Annotated in this window: 3 protein-coding genes; all 3 read right to left on the bottom strand. The window is 48.9% G+C overall.

Translation table 11 applies throughout. The features are described from left to right. Positions 1-971, bottom strand: a 971-nt coding sequence (aguA, locus tag ABY802_RS16585) for an agmatine deiminase (RefSeq protein ID WP_372628226.1), incomplete at its 3' end; no start/stop codon positions are given. Then, entirely contained in the window at positions 968-1,858 is an 891-nt protein-coding gene (aguB, locus tag ABY802_RS16580; RefSeq protein ID WP_372628227.1) for an N-carbamoylputrescine amidase, read from the bottom strand. The genes aguB and aguA, both read right to left, overlap by 4 nt. Before the next feature lie 180 nt (positions 1,859-2,038). Continuing rightward, positions 2,039-2,493: peroxiredoxin-like family protein (locus ABY802_RS16575; RefSeq protein ID WP_372628225.1), on the bottom strand; the 455-nt coding region annotated here is incomplete at its 5' end.

The raw sequence follows: 2,493 nt of genomic DNA, 5'->3' as shown, positions 1-2,493 counted from the left end.
AAGGTTGGCATAATTAAGCCACCATTACACAAATAAAAATTGATGTAAGAGCCGGCCAGTCGGGCGTTAGCTTCGCGTGGAATGGCGCTTAAGGTGGCATCTACCGTGGCGTATTCATCCGCTTTGGCAATAATAGGCTCAGGCAGCGGTAACTTATGCACTTTGATCTTACGGCCTTTAGCGTCGGTACTGGCTTCTAAATAGTCCAGCGCAGCTTTACTGCGGGCATACTGCGGGTCATTCTGATCATCTGTCCAGGCTAACACCACTTCGCCGGGTTTGACAAAGCAGGCCATATTGTCGATGTGACCATCGGTTTCATCGTTAAAAATACCGTCCTTTAACCACAGGACTTTGCTGATCCCTAAATATTCTGCCAGCTTCGCTTCAATTTGCTCGCGGTTTAAACCAGGGTTGCGATTGGTATTTAATAAACATTCTTCGGTGGTTAATAAGGTTCCTTCGCCATCGACATGAATGGCACCGCCTTCCAGCACAAACCCTTCTGTCCGATAACGGGGCAAATGCTCGATGCTGAGAATTTTACTGGCTACCTGGTCATCGAACTGCCAGGGAAAATATAAACCGCCATTCAGGCCGCCCCAGGCATTAAAGGTCCAGTCAATGCCCCGCACTTCACCTTCACCATTGGTTAAGAACGTAGGGCCGGTATCCCGACACCAGGCGTCGTTATTTGATATTTCCACTACCCGCACTGGGTATAAAGCTCCGGCCTTACTCAGCTGAGCCTGAGCATTAGCGTACTGCGCGGCAGATACACCGACGGTTACCGGCTCAAAGCGTGCGATAGCCGCGATAACAGCACAAAAGGCTTGCTGGGCAGGCTTGGCGCCCATGCGCCAGCTATCGGTGCGCTCTGGCCATACCATCCAGGTTTGCTTGTGCTGCATCCATTCGGCGGGCATCGAGAAACCATCTTGCTCTGGTGTGGTTGGCAGTAAACGACTCACTTGCTGTTCTCCGGATTTACTTTGCCGTCTTTGGTTAGCACAGTATCGTAAATGTCAATCCGACGGTCGCGAAACAGGCCCCACGCCCGGCGATCAGCGGCTACTTTATCTAAATCAAAAGTGTGGATCAGTACCGCTTCGTCGGTTTGGTTCGCTTCCTGCACTTTTTCACCGCTGGCGTCTGCAATAAAGGAACTGCCATAAAAGGTAATATGGTAGTCCGCTTCCGTTTCGGTACCAATGCGGTTAGAGGCAATCAGTGGCATTAAATTCGCTGCAGCATGGCCTTGCTGGGTGCGTTGCCAGTGGCCACGGGAATTGATGCTGGCGTCATGTGGCTCACTGCCGATTGCAGTTGGGTAAAACAATAATTCAGCGCCCTGTAACGCCATGCTTCTGGCGCATTCCGGGAACCACTGATCCCAACAAATACCAACGCCAATTTTGGCATAACGGGTTTGCCATACTTTAAAGCCCGTATCGCCCGGCGTGAAATAGTATTTTTCGTTATAGCCTGGACCATCCGGAATATGGCTTTTCCGGTAAGTGCCCAGGTTTTCACCGTCAGCATCAATAATAACCACGCTGTTGTATAAGCAATTGCCAGCGCGTTCGTAAATGCTGATGGGGAGCACCACGTTCAGCTCTTTGGCAATCTTGGTAAAATGCTTAACTGCCGGGTTTTCCTCTATGGTAGTCGCAAATTCCAGATAAGCGGGCTTTTGCTTCTGACAAAAGTAGTTACGTTCAAATAACTCTTGCAGCAAAATAATCTGGGCGCCTTTGGCCGCAGCGTCACGCACCAGCTTTTCACCACGGGCGATGTTTTCGTCAACATCCCAGCCACCAATCATTTGAGTTGCAGCAACGGTTACATTACGCATCAGTTATCTCCAGCAGAGGGTTAAACTAACAGGCTAGCATTTCAGTGAATACTTGCCAAACAGGGCGCGCAAAATGCCGCATTTTTGTGCGCTCGTCAACGTTTTTGTTTTAAAAAAACAGCAACACCAATCGAAAAGATCGGTGTTGCTGTCAACAGGTGAGACAACCTGAAAAAATAGAAATTATTGCAAGGCAAGTGCAGCAGCTTTTAACAGCAATTCACCTTCTAAACGGGTTTTGTAATTGATATGAACGTAGTTAAATACTACCTCGCCGTCGGTATTAAGGATGTACACCGCTGGTACCGGCAGCACCACTTTTTCAGTGCCGCTCTCAGTGGTAATTAAACTGCCCAATTTACCTTTATAGATGCTAGCTGTTTTATCGTCCAGATAGTACGCCAGACCAAAAGCACTGCTGGCTTGAAATTCGCTGTCTGACAATAACTGGTAGGCTAATTTTTGGCCACCGGTATCGTTCATACTGTTAACGATTGAACTGACACTGTCGGGCGTGATGGCAATGATCTGGTATCCTAGCTTTGTCAGTTCAGGTTCAATGGTTCGCAGCGCTGCCAGCTGGGCGTTACAATAGGGACACCAACCGCCGCGATAAAACACCAGCACACTGGGTTGTT

This window comes from Arsukibacterium sp. (assembly GCF_041616895.1).
Lineage (GTDB): Bacteria > Pseudomonadota > Gammaproteobacteria > Enterobacterales > Alteromonadaceae > Alishewanella.
Note: the sequence above shows the minus strand (reverse complement) of the source record. Positions and strands in the feature narration are given on the sequence as shown.